The 15,180-nt window shown below is 73.1% G+C and carries 16 protein-coding genes and 1 pseudogene; 12 read left to right on the plus strand and 5 right to left on the minus strand.

The features are described 5' to 3' along the window. Positions 1 to 5: 5 nt before the first annotated feature. From COUCH_RS07840 to COUCH_RS07860, 5 genes are read left to right on the plus strand one after another with little or no spacing between them, the layout of a single operon-like run. A complete protein-coding gene (locus COUCH_RS07840) occupies positions 6 to 1,109 on the plus strand; it encodes a cystathionine gamma-lyase (RefSeq protein WP_249613614.1) in 1,104 nt (367 codons plus the stop codon). Positions 1,110 to 1,113: 4 nt separating this feature from the next. After that, the gene (locus tag COUCH_RS07845; RefSeq protein WP_199511811.1) at positions 1,114 to 1,476 is read left to right on the plus strand and encodes a hypothetical protein; all 363 of its coding nucleotides are present in this window, start codon (positions 1,114 to 1,116) and stop codon (positions 1,474 to 1,476) included. Positions 1,477 to 1,531: 55 nt separating this feature from the next. Further along, complete coding sequence (locus tag COUCH_RS07850; protein WP_249611420.1) at positions 1,532 to 1,915, plus strand: GntR family transcriptional regulator; 384 nt, start codon at positions 1,532 to 1,534, stop codon at positions 1,913 to 1,915. After that, positions 1,912 to 2,793: an ATP-binding cassette domain-containing protein gene (locus tag COUCH_RS07855; protein ID WP_249611421.1), complete on the plus strand. Its 882-nt coding sequence runs from the start codon at positions 1,912 to 1,914 to the stop codon at positions 2,791 to 2,793. Before COUCH_RS07850 ends, COUCH_RS07855 begins: the two co-directional genes overlap by 4 nt. Further along, positions 2,790 to 3,488, plus strand: a complete 699-nt coding sequence (locus COUCH_RS07860; RefSeq protein ID WP_249611422.1) for a hypothetical protein — start codon at positions 2,790 to 2,792, stop codon at positions 3,486 to 3,488. The genes COUCH_RS07855 and COUCH_RS07860 overlap by 4 nt, the downstream gene beginning before the upstream one ends. 99 nt (positions 3,489 to 3,587) lie before the next feature. On the opposite strand, the gene COUCH_RS07865 is transcribed toward COUCH_RS07860, so the two are convergent. Next, positions 3,588 to 4,094 carry a protein-tyrosine phosphatase family protein gene (locus COUCH_RS07865; RefSeq protein WP_249611423.1) on the minus strand — a complete coding sequence of 169 codons (507 nt, stop codon included), beginning with the start codon at positions 4,092 to 4,094 and terminating at the stop codon, positions 3,588 to 3,590. Between the two features lie 143 nt (positions 4,095 to 4,237). On the opposite strand from COUCH_RS07865, the gene COUCH_RS07870 reads away from it, so the two are divergent. Further along, positions 4,238 to 5,341, plus strand: a complete 1,104-nt coding sequence (locus COUCH_RS07870; protein ID WP_249611424.1) for a D-alanine--D-alanine ligase family protein — start codon at positions 4,238 to 4,240, stop codon at positions 5,339 to 5,341. A 7-nt stretch (positions 5,342 to 5,348) separates the two neighbouring features. On the opposite strand, the gene COUCH_RS07875 is transcribed toward COUCH_RS07870, so the two are convergent. Continuing rightward, complete coding sequence (locus COUCH_RS07875; protein WP_249611425.1) at positions 5,349 to 5,984, minus strand: DUF3515 family protein; 636 nt, start codon at positions 5,982 to 5,984, stop codon at positions 5,349 to 5,351. 1 nt (position 5,985) lies between these two features. Next, positions 5,986 to 6,219: an Lrp/AsnC family transcriptional regulator gene (locus COUCH_RS07880; protein WP_249611426.1), complete on the minus strand. Its 234-nt coding sequence runs from the start codon at positions 6,217 to 6,219 to the stop codon at positions 5,986 to 5,988. Between the two features lie 252 nt (positions 6,220 to 6,471). Between COUCH_RS07880 and COUCH_RS07885 the strand changes: the two genes are divergently transcribed. Further along, positions 6,472 to 7,410, plus strand: a complete 939-nt coding sequence (locus COUCH_RS07885; RefSeq protein WP_249613615.1) for a thiamine-phosphate kinase — start codon at positions 6,472 to 6,474, stop codon at positions 7,408 to 7,410. A gap of 222 nt (positions 7,411 to 7,632) precedes the next feature. Continuing rightward, positions 7,633 to 8,094 (plus strand): GNAT family N-acetyltransferase, encoded by a 462-nt coding sequence (locus COUCH_RS07890; protein ID WP_249611427.1) that lies wholly within the window; start codon positions 7,633 to 7,635, stop codon positions 8,092 to 8,094. A gap of 498 nt (positions 8,095 to 8,592) precedes the next feature. On the opposite strand, the gene rpmB is transcribed toward COUCH_RS07890, so the two are convergent. Beyond that, a complete protein-coding gene (rpmB, locus tag COUCH_RS07895) occupies positions 8,593 to 8,784 on the minus strand; it encodes a 50S ribosomal protein L28 (protein ID WP_023561910.1) in 192 nt (63 codons plus the stop codon). Positions 8,785 to 8,986: 202 nt separating this feature from the next. Here rpmB and COUCH_RS39015 point away from each other — a divergent pair. The 4 genes and pseudogenes from COUCH_RS39015 to COUCH_RS07910 all read left to right on the plus strand — a co-directional run. Continuing rightward, positions 8,987 to 9,208, plus strand: a pseudogene (locus tag COUCH_RS39015) (DAK2 domain-containing protein); the annotation flags it as partial. Between the two features lie 309 nt (positions 9,209 to 9,517). Next, positions 9,518 to 11,086, plus strand: a complete 1,569-nt coding sequence (locus COUCH_RS07900) for a DAK2 domain-containing protein (RefSeq protein WP_346016000.1) — start codon at positions 9,518 to 9,520, stop codon at positions 11,084 to 11,086. After that, positions 11,083 to 13,287: an ATP-dependent DNA helicase RecG gene (gene recG / locus COUCH_RS07905; RefSeq protein WP_249611429.1), complete on the plus strand. Its 2,205-nt coding sequence runs from the start codon at positions 11,083 to 11,085 to the stop codon at positions 13,285 to 13,287. The genes COUCH_RS07900 and recG overlap by 4 nt, the downstream gene beginning before the upstream one ends. Continuing rightward, positions 13,284 to 13,634: a DUF952 domain-containing protein gene (locus COUCH_RS07910; protein ID WP_249611430.1), complete on the plus strand. Its 351-nt coding sequence runs from the start codon at positions 13,284 to 13,286 to the stop codon at positions 13,632 to 13,634. Before recG ends, COUCH_RS07910 begins: the two co-directional genes overlap by 4 nt. On the opposite strand, the gene COUCH_RS07915 is transcribed toward COUCH_RS07910, so the two are convergent. Then, positions 13,624 to 15,150: a cell wall anchor protein gene (locus tag COUCH_RS07915; RefSeq protein ID WP_249611431.1), complete on the minus strand. Its 1,527-nt coding sequence runs from the start codon at positions 15,148 to 15,150 to the stop codon at positions 13,624 to 13,626. The genes COUCH_RS07910 and COUCH_RS07915 overlap by 11 nt on opposite strands. Between the last annotated feature and the right edge of the window lie 30 nt (positions 15,151 to 15,180).

A 15,180-nucleotide genomic window follows, 5' to 3' on the forward strand; every position in this document is an offset into this window, starting at 1 on the left:
CGGAGATGGCCGACAAGGGTGACGGGACGCTGGTCGTGCACGCGGGACTGCCCGAGCCGGTGCCGGGGCAGCCGTTCCTGCCGGGCCCGGTCCTCGCGGCGCCGTACCACCTGGACCCGGTGACCGGGCCGGGCGAGAACGGGTACGGCCGTCCCGACAACCCGACGCGGCGCGCGCTCGAGGCCGCGATCGGTGAGCTGGAGGGCGGGCAGGTCCGGGCGTTCGCGACGGGCCAGGCCGCCATCACCGCGCTGCTGCTGTCGGTGCTGCGCTCGGGGGACACCGTGGCGCTGCCCTCCGACGGCTACTTCACCGTCCGCGCCTTCGCCGAGGGCACGCTGCGCGACCTGGGCGTGCGCACGGTGCTCGTGCCCACGGCGGGGCCGTACCCGTCGTTCGAGGGCGTACGCCTGGTGGTGCTGGAGACGCCGGCCAACCCGGGCCTGGACGTCTGCGACCTGCGGGCCGTCTCGGCGGCGGCGCATGCGGCCGGGGCGCTGGTCGCGGTGGACAACACCACGGCGACGCCGCTGGGGCAGCGGCCGCTGGAGCTGGGCGCGGACCTGGTGGTCGCGTCCGGCACCAAGGCGCTGACCGGGCACTCCGACGTGCTGCTGGGGTACGTGGCGACCGGCGACGAGGACCTGCTGACCCGGGTCACGACGTGGCGCGCGCAGACCGGCGGGACCCCGGGCGCCTTCGACTGCTGGCTCGCGCACCGCTCGCTGGCCACGCTGGACCTGCGGCTGGCCCGGCAGACCGCCAACGCCGCCGCCGTGGCCGGCCTGCTGAGCGGGCGCTCCGACGTGACCGGGGTGCGCTGGCCCGGCCTGTCCACGGACCCGTCGTACGAGGTCGCCGCCGGCCAGATGCGCCGCATCCCCGGCATCGTCTCGTTCGACCTCGGCAGCGCCGACCGGGTCGCGCGGTTCCTGGAGGCCTCCGAGCTCGTCTTCGCGGCGACGTCCTTCGGCGGCCTGCACACCACGGCGGACCGGCGCGCGCAGTGGGGTGACGACACCGCGCCCGGCTTCATACGGCTCTCCTGCGGCGTCGAGGACACGCCGGATCTGGTCGCCGATTTGAGCGCCGCTCTCGACAAGAGTTGACGCTGTGACGGAGTGGAGCAGTTTCAGCGGCGCCGAGGTGACCGCGCTGGCGCAGGGCGAGAGCTTCTTCGCCGCTCCTGGGGAACGGGACTGTCCCGCCTGCGGTTGTCGCAGCGTGCGGGCGTACGTGAATGCTCCGGAGAACGCACGCAGGCCGACCCTGGTCTCGTACGTCTGGTGCACGGCCTGCCGGAAGTTCGTCGGCACCCGGGCGAAGCATCCCGAGGGCCTGGTGTTCTCCGATCCGCTCGCCGTGCTCGATGCCGCGCAGCGGCGAGAGCTGGAACGCAGCCTGGTGGGCTTCCTCGCCCACCTGGACCGGCTCTGGGACGACGGCGTGCTCCCGCAGTCGTTCGCCGCCGCTTAGTCCCCACCGCCTTGCGCCCGAGGCCTCCGGGGTCCTATGGTTCGTTACATCAGTAATGAACCGCAGAACTAAGGAGGCGGTGGTGTTCGACGACCGCAGCCCCATCTATCTGCAGATCGCCAATCGGATCAAGGACGAGGTCCTCAGCGGGACGCTGAAGGAGGACGACCAGGTCATGTCCACCAACCAGTACGCGGCGTTCTACCAGATCAACCCGGCCACGGCGGCGAAGGGCTTCGCCCAGCTGGTCGACGAGGGAGTGCTCTACAAGAAGCGCGGCATCGGCATGTTCGTCACCCCGGACGCCCGCGAGAAGCTGCGCACCCGGCGGCGGGAGCGGTTCTTCGCCGACGTGGTCGACCCGATGCTCGCCGAGGCGCGGATGATCGGCGTCTCCCTCGAGGAGATCAAGCGGCACATCGACGGGGGTGCCCGATGATCTCGCTGCGGGACCTGACCGTCCGCTACGGCGACACGGTCGCGGTGGACGGCCTCACCACCGACCTCGAGCCCGGCAAGATCTACGGGCTGCTGGGGCGCAACGGTTCCGGCAAGACGAGCCTGCTCAGCGTGCTCGCGGCGTACCGGAAGGCGGCCGGTGGGTCCCTCACGGTGAACGGCGTGGATCCCTTCGAGAACGCCCAGGCCATGCGGGACACCGTGTTCGTGCGCGACGTGCCGGACGTGCCGCAGGCCGACCGGGTCGGCAAGGTCCTCGGCTTCCACGCGCGGCTGCGGCCCCGCTGGGACGCGGCGTACGCCGACCACCTGGCCGCCGCCTTCGGCCTCGACCGCCGCAAGCGGGTCTCGGCGCTGTCGCGGGGGCAGCGGTCGGCCCTCGGCGTCGTCGTCGGCCTCGCCACCCGGGCCCCGCTCACCATCCTGGACGAGGCGTACCTCGGCATGGACGCCGTCGCCCGCAGCGTCTTCCAGCGTGAGCTGCTCGCCGACTACCTCGCCCACCCGCGCACGATCATCCTCTCCACCCATCTCATCCAGGAGGTCGCGGACCTCTTCGAGGAGGTGCTGATCCTCGACCGCGGCCGCCTGATCGTGCAGGAGGACACCGACACCTTCCGGTCCCGAGGCGTCGCCGTGACCGGTCCGGAGGAGGCGGTCGAGACGTTCGTGTCGGGGCGTACGGTGCTCGCCCGGCAGAGCCTCGGCGGCGTCCGCCAGGCCACCCTCTACGGCAGCCTCGACGACGACGAGCAGCGGCGGGCCGGCGGCGCCGGGCTGACCCTGGAACCGGTCGGCATCCAGGACCTCTTCGTCCACCTCACCTCGGCAGAGCGCACCCCGGAGGCGGTCCGATGAACGCCCGATCCCTGGTCCTCAGCTCGTTCCTGCGGATGTACCGGCCGCAGATGCTGTGGCTCGCCGGTTTCCTGATCGTCGGTGTGGGGCTCGCCGACGCGGTGGTCGTGCGGTTCGCCGACCCGCCGTTCAGCCTCTGGATGTTCGTCGCCGGCTCGGCCGTCAAATACTGGCTCGGCGTCGTCGGCGTCACCCTCGTCGCCGTCCACCTGCGGCAGTTCGTGGCGGCCGGCATCACCCGGCGTGACTTCATCGTGGGCGGGCTGCTCTTCGGCGTGCTCCTGGCCGTCGCCTTCGCGCTGCTCGTGCCGGTGGGGCACGGCTTCGAGTACGCCCTGCGCGGCGGTGCGGACGGCGTACCGGCGGGCTATCCGCACTGGTCGCCGTCGGTGGCGGTGAGCGAGTTCGGGCACGTCCTGCCCAGCTGCCTCGCGTACCTCGTCACGGGCGCCGCCGCGGGTGCGGGCTTCTACCGCTTCGGTGCGTGGGGCGGGCTGGCCCTGCTCGTCCCGGCCCTGGTGCCCGTGGCCGCCGCGGAAGGGCTGCTCGGGCTCGGTGACAACGGGGAGGTGCTGACGCGCCTCGTGCCGTACGGGGTCGCGCTGGCCGTGTCGTTGCTGGCAACGGTGCTGGGCGCGGTGCTGTACCACCGGGAGCTGCGGCACACGGCGATCCGCTCGGCGCCGATGGGCTGAGCGGGGTGCGAACTCGACGGCCGGCTGCCACGGGGGAGCCGGCCGTCGTCGCGTCCGATGCAGTTCGGGCAGGGGCGAAGCTTCAGTGGGGGCGGAGCCTCAGTTGGGGCAGGGGGCGAAGCCGCCGTGGGCGATGGCGAAGTCGTACACCCACGCGCGCTGGGCCTCCGTGTCCGGCACCGGCAGGCCGCGGGCCTCCGTCACCAGGCGCAGGGCGCGTTCCGGGCCCACGCCGAGCATCACCAGCGTCACGCAGGCCAGCAGCGTCGACCGGCCGATGCCCGCGAAGCAGTGCGTCACCACGTAGCGGCCCGCCCGTACGTGGGCGGCCAGCCGTACGCCCAGAGCCACGACGTCGTCCGGGACCCCGCGGTCCGGGATGGGGAACGACACGTGCTGGATGCCGGCGTCGGCAGCGGCCGCCGCGGCGCCGGAGAGGCCGAGGCGGTCCTCCTCGGCCGGGGTGAGCGCCGACACGACCACGTCCACGCCGGCGGCGGCCAGGCCGGCCATCTCGTCCGCCAGCCGGGCCCCGCCGCGCGGGTGTGCCATGGTCGCCAGCCGGCCGGGACCGTGCCAGGCGATCACGTTGAGTGCTGGTCTCATCGACTCCCTGTCCCCATATGCCGGGCCGCTGCCCGCCGACTCCAGAATGTGGTTCACGCAGAGTAGGGTCACCTCCGGCATGCCCGCAGCCCGGCTCCGCGCGGCAGGCAGCCTAGCGATCCCCGGCAACGAGAGGCCATGTCATGACGACCCCTCGCAGAACCCGTGTGGCGATCGTGTTCGGTGGCCGCAGCACCGAGCACGCCATCTCGTGCGTGAGCGCGGGCAGCATCCTGGCCGCCCTCGACCCCGACGAGTACGAGGTCGTGCCGGTCGGCATCACCCGCGAGGGTTCCTGGGTGCTCGCCGGTGAGGACCCCGCCCAGCTCGCCATCGAGGGCAACCGGCTGCCGGAGGTCACCGCCGCGTCCGGCCGGGCCGTCGTGCTGCCCGCCGACCCCACGTCGAGCGGGCTGATGGTGGTCGACCCCGCCGACGGCGTCGCGGTCCTCGCCGGCGTCGACGTGGTCTTCCCGGCCCTGCACGGGGCGTACGGGGAGGACGGCACGATCCAGGGGATGCTGGAGATGGCCGGGATCCCGTACGTGGGCGCGAACGTCTTCGCCTCGGCGGCCGGCATGGACAAGGAGTTCACCAAGAAGCTCGCCGCCGCCGAGGGCATCCCCGTGGGGCCGTACGCGGTCCTGCGCGCCGGCAACTCGCTGTCCGATGCGGACAAGGAGCGGCTCGGCCTGCCGGTCTTCGTCAAGCCGTCGCGCGCCGGCTCGTCGTACGGCATCAGCAAGGTCACCGACTGGGCGGACCTGGACGAGGCGGTCGCCAAGGCCCGGCAGATCGACCCCAAGGTGCTGGTCGAGGCGGCGATCGTGGGCCGCGAGGTGGAATGCGGCGTGCTGGAGGGCGAGGCCGGCGGCGCGCCCGAGGCCTCCCTGCTCGCCGAGATCCTCGTCACCACGTCCGACGACGAGTTCTACGACTTCGACGCGAAATACCTGGGCGACGGCACGCCGTACCAGATCCCGGCCGACCTGAAGCCGGACGTCACCCGCCGCATCCAGGAATCTGCGGCCCGCACGTTCACGGCCCTCGACTGCGCCGGACTGGCCCGGGTGGACTTCTTCGTGACCGCCGACGACGAGGTGCTGCTCAACGAGATCAACACGATGCCGGGCTTCACGCCGACGTCGATGTTCCCGCTGATGTGGGCCGCGACGGGTCTGGACTACCCGAAGGTCGTGGACCGGCTGATCCGTACGGCGTTGCGCCGCGGGACCGGCCTGCACTGACCGCCGGTCACACGCACCCCGACGGCACGCCCTGCGTCACGGACTTGTCGGTCTCCACCACGACGTCGGAGAACTCGTTCGCCCACTGGGCCGGCTGCTCGTACCGCTTCGGGACGGTGACCTGCACCGGCACCTCACGGTCCATCGTGGTGAACGTGGTGGCGTCGGCCTTCGCGTCGGCGTACCAGCAGACCCTGTTCATGTTGAGCAGCTCGGTGTCGAGCGGCACGCAGCCGGACCCGGACTCGTCGAGCGACGTGCACATCACCGGCCGGGTGACCCCGCAGGCGACCGTGATGGGCGGCTCGCCGTAGGCGGCGTTCTGCTCCGGGCCGACGCTGACCTTGCGCGCGGGCAGATCCCGCACCTTGACCGGCAGCTGCGACGTGACAGCGAGACAGACCGAGGCCGGGCGCTCGCCCAGCTTCGGCGCCGCCATCTGCACGGGCGTGTCCGGCACGACCGCGGGCTGTGTCGCCGCCGGCTTCGCCTTCGGCTCGTCCGGCGCGATCTGCGTGAAGATGCCCCACCCGACGAGCAGAGCCACCGGTACGGCCACGACAGTCGCCCACAGGGCAGCGCTGCGCGTCACCGGATCCTTGGCGGGGGGCTGCTTGCCCGGGCGGGTCTCCACATCGACCATGTCAGAGATTTACCACGGAGCACGTCACCGTCCGGGTGATGCCCGGCACGTACTGGATTTTGCTCACAATCATGCGGCCGAGCTCGTCGACGCTGTGCCCCTCGGCGAGCACGACCACGTCGTACGGCCCGGTGACCGCGTCGCACCGGACCACCCCGGCGATCTTGCCGATGGCCGAGGCCACGTCACGGGCCTTCCCGACCTCGGTCTGGATGAGGATGTATGCCTGGACCACAATCCGACTCCTGTCCGCCGCGCGCCGGTGACCCGAACGTGAAACTACAGTACGGAGCGCGGTCCTCGCGGCATGCTGAGCGCGCGCACTCGCAAAAGGGGTGAGCGTTACGCCGGCCGTGTGCCCGGCGCGCAGCCCGCCGGCTGCCGGAACGACCCGCGGAGCCGACCGGGGGACGCCCGCCCGACGGCTGCGGGACGACCCGCGGGGGCTGGCCCGGCGGGACCTGAGGTATCGAGGGGGACGGTGGACGTGAGCATCGCGGAGGCGGGAGAGTTCGGGCTGATCGCCCGGATCGTCGCGCGGCTCGGGAGCGGCCCGGCGAGCCTGCTCGGCCCGGGCGACGACGCGGCGGTGGTGGCCGCCCCGGACAAGCGGGTCGTGGCGTCGACGGACGTCCTCGTGGAGGGCCGGCACTTCCGCCGGGACTGGTCCAGCGCAGCGGACGTGGGCCGCCGCGCGGCAGCCGCCAACCTCGCGGACATCGCGGCCATGGGCGCCGCGCCGACCGCGCTGCTCGTGGCGCTGTGCGTGCCGCCGGACCTCGACGCGGCGTGGGCCGAGGAGCTGGCCGAGGGCCTCTCCGAGGAGGCGGCGAAGACGGGGGCGACGGTGGTGGGCGGTGACATGTCGTCGAGCCCCACCCTGACCATCGCGGTCACCGCGCTGGGCGACCTCGGCGGACGCGCCCCGGTGGTGCGCAGCGGGGCGCAACCGGGGGACGTGGTCGCGCTCGCCGGGCGTACGGGCTTCGCCGCGGCGGGCTACACCGTGCTGTCCCGTGGATTCCGCACCCCGAAGGTGCTCGTGGAGGCGTACCGCAGGCCTGCCGTCCCGTACGCGGAGGGCCCGGCTGCCGCGGCGGCCGGAGCGACCTCCATGATCGACGTCTCGGACGGCCTGCTCCAGGACCTCGGCCACGTGGCCACGGCCAGCGTGGTCGGCATAGACATCCGCCGCGACGCCTTCGAGGTGCCGGACCAGATGCGCGACGCGGCGTCGGCACTCGGCGTGGACCCGTACGTGTGGCTCCTCGCGGGCGGCGACGACCACGCCCTCGCTGCGACGTTCCCGTCGGCGGCGGTCCTGCCGCCGGAGTGGCGGGTGATCGGCAGCGTGCACGAGGGCACCGGGGTGACCGTGGACCGCAAGCCGTGGCAGGGCGGGACGGGCTGGGACCACTTCCGCTGACCGTGCGGCCCTTCGTCTCGCGGCCGGCTTCTCGTCGGGCGCGGCGGCCTGTGCCCGCTTCAGCTCTGCGGCCACCGCGTTCCGGCTTTCGCCAGGTCGGGCGACCGCCGGGCTGCGGCGGCCTTTGCCCGCTTCAGCCTTGCGGCCACCGCATTCCGGCTTTCGCCGGGTCCGGCGACCGCCGCTCGTGCCGCCCGGCCCGGCCCCGGTTAGCGTGGCGGGGTGGAGAAGATCAAGATCCGCGAGGCCGGCTTCGGCGACCCCGCGGTGCAGCGCCTCATCGCCGCCGCGATGGCCGAACTCAGCGCCCGGTACGGCGGCAGCGGCGACGACACCCCGGTCACCGCGTCCGACTTCGCCCCGCCGCACGGCGCGTTCCTCGTGGCGGAGGACGAGACGGGACGGCTGGTCGGGTGCGCGGGCTGGCGTACGCACGGCGAGGACGCGGAACTCAAGCGCATGTTCACGATCGCGGACGCCCGAGGCCGAGGCGTGGCGCGCCGGGTCCTCACCGCGATCGAGGACTCGGCCCGGGAACGGGGGCGCAAACGGGTGATTCTCGAGACCGGCGACAAGCAGCCCGAGGCGATCGCCCTGTACGAGAAGTACGGCTACGAGCGGATCGAGGACTTCGGCTATTACAAGGGTGAGGAGGGGGTGCTGTCGTACGCCCGCACCCTGTAGCCGCTCCGAGTCGTGGGTGCATGTGCCGCTGTGGCCCGGCCCGGCCGCACTGGCCCGGTCACACGGGGCCGGCCTGACCGCGGGACTGGCTCGACCGCGGGACTGGCCTGCTCGACCGCGGGACTGGCCCGCCTCGGCCGGGGGCTGGCCGGGTCGCGCGGGGCTGGTTCGGCCGCAGGGAGCTGGTTCGGGCACACGCTTGAGCTGGCCACCCGACTGGCCCGGGCTCGCGCCGCCACGCCGGGGCGGACCGGGGCTCGCGCGGCCACACGGGGCTGTGTCGGGCCCGCGGTTCCCGCCGCTACGCCGGGCCGGGCTCGGGGTTCGCGCCGCTACGCCGAGCCGGGCTCGGGGTTCGCGCCGCCACGCCGAGCCGGGCCCGCGGCTCGCGGCTCCACGCTCCTGATCCGGCAGACACGCGTAGCCGCCGGGTCACGGGGACCCGGCGGCTACGGGAAGTGCTGTTCGGCGGGGGCGATCAGCCCCGGCGCCCGCGCGTCAGGCGCGGACGACCTTGCCGGCCTTGATGCACGAGGTGCAGACCTTCAGCTTCTTGGTGTTGCCGCCACCGGCCGGGGTGCGCACCGACTGGATGTTCGGGTTCCAGCGGCGGTTGGTCCGCCGGTGCGAGTGGGACACGTTGTGGCCGAAGCCCGGTCCCTTGCCACAGACGTCGCACACGCTAGCCACGGGGTACTCCTGGGATTGATACGCCGGGCGGACTTGACGAAGCCCGGCTGCGAACTGAGGGTGCCTCGGAGAATGCATGCCTCGGACAGACTGCGCCCGGGCAACCTGGCCAGGTTACCCGATGCCTCCGCCCGACAGCCAATCGCCCCGGAGCCCGCCGATGGACGCGGCGGATGTCAGACGTGGTTAGTACGCTTTTCGCGTGCTGGAGACCCTCGACGCCGCCGCGGTGCGCCGCTGGTGCGGCGCTGGGCTCGCGGCCCTGCGTGCGCACCAGCACGAGATCGACGAGCTGAACGTCTACCCGGTGCCCGATGGTGACACGGGCACGAACCTCGTCCTCACGCTGACCTCGGCGCACGAGGCGGTGGAGGCGTACCTGTCGCGCGCGGACCCGGACCCGGACGCGCCGGTCCCGGCCGGCCCGCCTGCGGAGTCCGCGGACCCGCTGCCACCACCGGGCGCACAGGTTCAGGGTGACGCGCCGCCCGCAGCGTCCGCACCGGCTCCGGGCGACGCGCTGCCTCCGGTGAGCGCAGAGGCCCCGGGGGACCCACTGTCACCAGCCTGCCCCACGGCGGGGGACGCGCTGACGCCGGCTGACACGCAGGGCCGGGCAGACCCACTGTCCCCAGCCGACCGTGACAGCCCGCCGGCCGGCCGATCCGCCGCGCAGGACCGCGCCGATGACCCGGCGGACGCCGGCACGGCGGACAGCGCCGGTGGCACGCTTCTGGGACGGGTGATGCGCAGGATGGCCCGTGGGGCCCTGCTCGGCGCCCGCGGCAACTCCGGCGTGATCGTCTCCCAGATCCTTCGCGGCATGGCCGACACCTTCGCCACCATGGCTTCCGCCCGCGGCGGCGACTTGGCCCGGGCGTTGCGCACGGCGAGTGAAGCGGCGTACGCGGCGGTCGCCCGTCCCGTCGAAGGCACCGTGCTGTCCGTGGTGGCCGCCGCCGCGGAGGGGGCGGGCCGGATCAAGTCCGACGATCTCATCACGGTGGCCCGGGCTGCCGCGCTCTCGGCGGCCGAGGCGCTGGCCCGTACGCCGCAGCAGCTTCCGGTCCTGGCCCGCGCCGGGGTCGTCGACGCCGGTGGCCGCGGACTGGTGGTCCTCCTCGACGCGCTGGTCGAGGCGCTGAGCGATCCCGACGGCGAAATCCTCGAAATTGAAGCCCTCGGCAACCCCGAACGCAAGGCCCTTGGAACCGCCGACTACGGGTACGAGGTGCAGTACCTGCTGGACGCCACCCCCGCCCACACGGACGTGCTCCGCGCGACCCTCGACGGCCTGGGTGATTCGCTCGTCGTGGTCGGCACGGGCGAGGGCTCCCCGCCGACCTGGAACGTCCACGTGCACGTCGACGTCGACCACATCGGCGCGGCGATCGAGGCCGGGCTGGACGCGGGACGGCCGTACCGGATCTCCGTGATGCGGTTGGAGGACCATCTGCACGATCACGCCGCCCCACCCGAACCCGCGGTCACGACCCCGGCGCCGCCCGCCGATCCCACTCCGGAGGAACACCGCCGCGGTGCTGTCGTTGTCGCGGCCGGTGACGGGTTGACCTCGCTTTTCGCCGACGAGGGCGCGGTCGTCGTGGGCCGGAACCCGTCCACCGCTGAGATGCTGTCGGCGATCGCCGCGACCCGGGCCCGGCAGGTGGTGCTGCTGCCCAACGATGCGAACACCCACGCCGTCGCCACGTCGGCCGCGCGTGAGGCGGCGGACCGGGGCGTACGCGTCAGTGTGGTGCCCACCCGGTCCCCGGTGCAGGCGCTGGCCTCGCTGGCGGTGCGGGATCCGGGCCGCCGGTTCGACGACGATGTGATCGCCATGGCGGAGGCCGCCGGCGCATGCCGCTACGGCGAGGTGACGACGGCGGCCCGGGAGGCGCTCACCGTCGCGGGCCGCTGCCGCCCGGGAGACCTGCTGGGCCTGGTGGACGGCGAGGTCCACGTCATCGTCACTCCCGGCGCCGGCGCCGGGAAGAGAGACGCTGACGCCGGGGAAGGGCACGGCGCCGGGACGAGGGACGGCGGCGCCGGGAAGCGGGACCCGGGGACCGGCTCCGGAAGGACGGCGTCCGGCGACGACCTTGCCGAGGTCTCCCGCCGGCTGCTCGACCGCATGCTGGGCGGCGGCGGTGAGCTCGTCTCGCTGGTGCTCGGCGCCGACGCACCGCCGGCCCTCGAGGACCTCCTGCGGGCCCACATCGCCCGGGTGTGGCCGTTCGTCGAGGTGCAGTGTTACGCCGGTGGGCAGCCTCGATACCACCTGCTGGTTGGAGTGGAATGACCGACACGACCACCGCGACGACGACCACCACGCCGCTGCGGAAGGTGCTGGGGGAGCGGACCGCGAAGGCGCTCGCCACCCACCTCGACCTGCATACCGCCGGGGATCTGATCTACCACTTCCCGCGCCGTTACGATGAGCGGGGCGAGCACACCGATCTGCGGGCGCTCGAGGTGGGTGAGCAGGTCACCCTGCTCGCCCAGGTGAAGAGCACGACCGTACGCCCGATGCGCCAGCGCCGCGGCACCATGCTGGAGATCACCGTCGGGGACGGCTCCGGGGCGACGCTGACCTGCACGTTCTTCAACCAGGCGTGGCGTGAGCGGGAGCTGCGTACGGGCCGGTGGGGCCTGTTCGCCGGCAAGGTCACCGACTTCCGGGGCAAGCGCCAGCTCAACGGGCCCGCGTACCAGTTGCTGCGCGCCGACGCCACGCAGGACGAGGCGGCCGAGGAGATCGAGGAGTTCGCGGGCGCGCTGATCCCCGTCTATCCCGCGGCCGCCGCCGTGCCGACGTGGACGATCGCGAAGTGCGTGCGTACGGTCCTCGACACCTTCCAGCCGCCGGATGATCCGCTCCCGGGCACGGTGCGCGCCAACCGCAACCTCGTGGGCATCGGCACGGCCCTGCGCGAGATTCACCGGCCGAGCTCCAAGGAGGACCTGTTCCGCGCGAAGCACCGGTTGAAGTGGGACGAGGCTTTCGCCGTACAGCTGACGCTCGTGCAGCGTAAGGCCCGCGCGGCCGCCGCACCCGGACGGTCGCGACCCCGCCGGGAGGACGGGATTCTGGCCGCGTTCGACGCGGCCCTGCCCTACGAGCTGACCGAGGGGCAGGCGCGGGTCGGGGAGGAGATCGCCGCCGATCTGGCGCGGCCGCACCCGATGCACCGGTTGCTGCAGGGCGAGGTCGGCTCCGGCAAGACCCTGGTCGCGGTGCGCGCGATGTTGCAGGTCGTCGACGCGGGCGGTCAGGCCGCGCTGCTCGCCCCCACCGAGGTCCTCGCCACGCAGCACCATCGCAGCATCGGCGCCCAGCTGGGTGCGCTGGGCCGGGCCGGGGAGATCGACGGCGATCCGGACGGTACGCAGCTGACGCTCGTCACCGGGTCGCTGGGCGCGGCGGCGCGGCGGGCGGCTCTCGCGAAGGTCGCGGACGGCAGCGCCGGCATCGTGGTGGGCACGCACGCCCTGCTGTACGAGGGCGTCGACTTCCACGATCTCGGCCTGGTGGTCGTGGACGAGCAGCACCGGTTCGGGGTGGAGCAGCGGGACGCGTTGCGCGCCAAGGCGGCCCAGCCCCCGCACGTGCTCGTCATGACGGCCACGCCGATCCCGCGGACGGTCGCGATGACCGTGTACGGCGACCTCGAGACGTCCGTGCTCTCCCAGCTCCCGCGCGGCCGGTCCCCGATCGCGTCGCACGTGGTCCCACCGGAGCGCCCGGCGTTCCTCGACCGCGCGTGGAAACGGGTGCGGGAAGAGGTCAAGGCCGGGCATCAGGCGTACGTGGTGTGCCCGCGGATCGGCGACGCGGCGGGAGCCGAGGACGATGGCGAACCACCGGGCGACACAGAATCCAGTCGGCGTCCGCCGCTCGCCGTTCTCGACGTGGCCCCGATCCTCGAGGAAGGCCCCCTGCACGGGCTGCGGATCGGCATCCTGCACGGGCGCCTGCCGGCCGACGAGAAGGACGCGGTGATGCGCAGGTTCGCCGCCGGTGACCTGGACGTGCTGGTGGCGACCACGGTCATCGAGGTGGGCGTGGACGTGCCCAACTCCACCGTGATGATCATCATGGACGCGGACCGCTTCGGCGTCTCCCAGCTGCACCAGCTCCGCGGCCGGGTCGGCCGGGGCTCGGCACCGGGCATCTGCCTGCTGGTCACCGAGGCGATGGAGGGTACGCCGGCCCGCGACCGCCTCGACGCGGTGGCCTCCACGACGGACGGTTTCAAGCTGGCCGAGCTCGACCTGGAGCAGCGCCGCGAGGGCGACGTGCTCGGTGCGTCGCAGTCCGGCAAGCACAGCCACCTGCGGCTGCTCTCGCTGCTGCGCGACGCGAAGCTCATCACCGACGCCCGCGCCGAGGCGGCCGAGCTGGTCCGGGACGATCCGGCGCTGGAACGACACCCGGCTCTGGCGGCCTCGGTGGCGGCGCTGGTGGACGAGGAACGAGCCGAGTACTTGGAGAAGGGATGATCCTGCACTTCTGCCCGCGCGCCGACTGGGACGCGGCCCAGGCGAGCGGCGTCTACCGCGCGGATTCCCTGGTGACACAGGGCTTCATCCACTGCTCCACCCCGGAGCAGGTGCACATCCCGGCGACCCTCCTGGCCCGCGGGCGTACGGATCTGGTGCTGCTGGTGCTGGAGGAGGCGCTGCTGCCCGTACCCGTGGTCTGGAAGGACGGCGACCCACCGGATCCGGGCGGGATGCAGTTCCCGCACCTGTACGCGCCCATCCCGGTCGAGGCCGTCTCCGGGGTCCATCCCTGGACCCCGGAGCCCGACGGCTCGTTCTCCCCGCCGAGGTTCCTTACGGGGTGAAGGTGACCCGGCGGCGGCGGGCGAGGAAGAAGAGCACCCCACCGGCGATCAGCAGGGCCAGCGCGCCGCCGGCGATCGCCCCTGCGGCCGCGCCGGTGACGGGAAGGCCGCCGCCGTCACCGCCGGTCGGGGGCGTGCCGGGTGTGGGGGACGTCGTCGGTGTCCCGGGTGTCCCGCCGGAGCCGCCCCCGTTGTCGCAGTCCGCGTCGCCGAGCGCGGCCGTGATCGGCTCGATGCCCAGGCCGGGGAACGCGATCGTCGCGACGCGGGCGTCGCCGGCCGGGAAGGTGACCGCCTCCGAGGTTCCCGGCGCGACTGTCACCTGCTTCGACTCCGTGCCGTAGGTGACTGTCGCCGCGGCCGGGACGGCACCGTGCGGGTTGGTGACGGTGACGGTGACCGTCTCGCAGTCGTTGGCCACGGACACCGCCGGCGGCTCGCAGTCCTCCGGCCGCTTCCAGTCGTACGTGACATCGGCCATGCCGTCGGCGCTGACCGTGATGGTGCCCGAGCCCGCGGGGACGGTGACGGTTTCGGCCTTGCCCGGCTTCACGGTGACGGTCCGGGTGAAGTCGCCGGCGGTGACGGTGAAGTCGACGGCGTAGCGGCTGATCTCGCCGTTGTTGCTCAGGTTGAGCTGTACGGTGCCGTCGCACTGGGAGAGGGGTTCGACGGCGGGGGTCTGGCAGCCCTTGCCGCCGCCGTTGTACCAGCCCTGGGGGCCCTGGGAGCGGCTGCCGGGGCCGTTGTTGCTGCCGAGTTTCTTGTCGCCGTAGCGGGGTCCGCCCTCGGTGATCTCACTGATGATGTCGTCCTCGCCGCCGAAGAACAGGTCCACCTGCGCGTTGCAGTCCGGCAGGTGCGCGGCGAGCGCCACCGAGCGGTTGTCGTTGCTCAGGGTCGCGGTCTCGTGGTCGTGGGCGTACTGGGGCAGCGAGAACTCGGGCTTCGGCGCGAAGTACGTGACCAGCGTGACCGGCTCGTCGTGGCAGAGCTTCACGCCGTCGTCCAGCGTCACGGTCGCCGTGGCCCGGCCGTCGCCGACCGCGAAGTCGTGGTGGAAGGTCGCGTCGGCGGGTTCGACACAGGGGGTTTCGGCCGGCGTGCAGTCGCCCAGGGTCACGGTCGCGGTGTTGTCGGTGTCCTTGGCGTCGTCCCAGATGCCGACGAAGGAGACCGTGGCGGACGGCGTACCCCCGGGAAGGGTCTGGTGCAGCACCACCTTGCCGATCGTGCCGCTGGGGGCGCGGCGCGGGATCAGGTAGCCGTTGGCCAGCTCGGGCACCGGGGCGGGCTCGGTGCGCAGCTTGTCGACCCGGGCGAACGTGTCACCGCTGTTGGTCAGCGTCCAGGAGACGAGCCACTCGCCCTTGTCCGGGTTGCAGGCGGCCGCGCCCGCGACCGTCGTCTGCGGACCCGCCGCGACCGCGGGGCCGGCCACCGCGGCCGCGCCGGTCAGGGCGAGCAGGGCGCCCGCGGCGACCGCCGCGATGCGGTGGAGCAAGGACTTCGACACTGTTCCGCCTTGGTCGCCGGAGGGGAAGGG

The sequence above is a fragment of the Couchioplanes caeruleus genome, assembly GCF_023499255.1.
In the GTDB taxonomy this organism is placed as follows: domain Bacteria; phylum Actinomycetota; class Actinomycetes; order Mycobacteriales; family Micromonosporaceae; genus Actinoplanes; species Actinoplanes caeruleus_A.

Coding starts and splice junctions, on each gene's coding strand:
- COUCH_RS07910 (WP_249611430.1), top strand. CDS start 13,284: ATGATCCTGCACTTCTGCCCGCGCGCCGACTGGGACGCGGCCCAGGCG.
- COUCH_RS07875 (WP_249611425.1), bottom strand. CDS start 5,984: ATGGTCGATGTGGAGACCCGCCCGGGCAAGCAGCCCCCCGCCAAGGAT.
- COUCH_RS07860 (WP_249611422.1), top strand. CDS start 2,790: ATGAACGCCCGATCCCTGGTCCTCAGCTCGTTCCTGCGGATGTACCGG.
- COUCH_RS07865 (WP_249611423.1), bottom strand. CDS start 4,094: ATGAGACCAGCACTCAACGTGATCGCCTGGCACGGTCCCGGCCGGCTG.
- COUCH_RS07870 (WP_249611424.1), top strand. CDS start 4,238: ATGACGACCCCTCGCAGAACCCGTGTGGCGATCGTGTTCGGTGGCCGC.
- COUCH_RS07850 (WP_249611420.1), top strand. CDS start 1,532: ATGAACCGCAGAACTAAGGAGGCGGTGGTGTTCGACGACCGCAGCCCC.
- COUCH_RS07840 (WP_249613614.1), top strand. CDS start 6: ATGGCCGACAAGGGTGACGGGACGCTGGTCGTGCACGCGGGACTGCCC.
- recG (WP_249611429.1), top strand. CDS start 11,083: ATGACCGACACGACCACCGCGACGACGACCACCACGCCGCTGCGGAAG.
- COUCH_RS07855 (WP_249611421.1), top strand. CDS start 1,912: ATGATCTCGCTGCGGGACCTGACCGTCCGCTACGGCGACACGGTCGCG.